This is a genomic window from Vibrio sp. D173a (genome assembly GCF_030248475.1).
In genome coordinates, this window is sequence record NZ_JAHGAH010001139.1 from 1 (window position 1) to 1054 (window position 1054).

General features: G+C 45.2%; 1 protein-coding gene and 1 pseudogene. Both read right to left on the reverse strand.

Annotated elements, in window-relative coordinates:
- Positions 1–670: metal ABC transporter permease (locus KIV40_RS31835; protein WP_285353322.1), on the reverse strand; the 670-nt coding region annotated here is incomplete at its 3' end.
- Positions 670–1054, reverse strand: a pseudogene (locus KIV40_RS31840) (manganese/iron ABC transporter ATP-binding protein); the annotation flags it as partial. The pseudogene KIV40_RS31840 and the gene KIV40_RS31835, both read right to left, overlap by 1 nt.

Sequence of the window (1054 nt, forward strand, 5' to 3'; positions counted from 1 at the left end):
ATACCAAAATCAGTCTAGGGAAACGGTCACAGAGCAAGTATGCCGTTGCACCCGGCGTCACCACCATAGCAATAACCAAGAGCGCTCCTACCGTTTGCATCGCCGCAACAATCGATGCAGATAAAAGAGTGAAGAAAATTGCCTTTAGAACACCCGGATTAAGACCTATGGATCGTGCATGGTTTTCATCGAAAAACGTCACCATTAGGTCTTTCCACTTCGCCAATAGAACCACCAGCGTGACGACACCAATCACGACTAACTGAAGCGTATCTTCCGGTGTAATCGCAAGAATGTTACCCATAGTGATGGTTTGAACGCTGACAGAGATGGGATTGATTGAAATAAGGAAAAGACCAAGTGCAAAAAATGAAGTGAAGACTAAGCCAATGATCACATCGATTTTCAAGCCGGAACGTTCAGACAGAAACAGCATAGTGCCTGCAGCTATTCCACCAGAGATAAAGGCACCGAAAGCGAATGGTAGACCAATCATATAAGCCAATGCGACACCCGGCACAACGGCATGTCCCAGAGCGTCACCAATTAAGGACCAACCTTTTAGCATTAGATACGCAGATAAAAACGCACACACTCCACCTACTAAGGCCGACACCCACATAGCGTTATTCATATAGCCGTAGCTGAATGGTTGTAGCAACAGATCCATCATAATTGAGGCTCCGTCTTTTTGGTGGTCAACGCCTTGCAGTCATACTGAATAAATGGTCGCTCATCGTCAGTAAGAATAGTTAGTTCCCTTGTATCTTCATCGTGATGAAGTGCATTACCACCCAACTTAAAGTGTCGTAGTGAACCACCAAATACACGCTGGAGATTTTCCTCTGTGTATGTCGTTTCAATCGGCCCAGAAGCCAGAACAGTGTTGTTGACCATAATGGTTCTATCGCAAAACTCAGGCACTGAACCAAGATTGTGCGTCGACACCAGCATTACGTGCCCTTCATCGCGAAGCGATTTAAGAAGGTCGATAATTTGATGCTCAGTTTTTACATCAACACCCGTAAAGGGTTCATCTAAAAGAATCACCTTC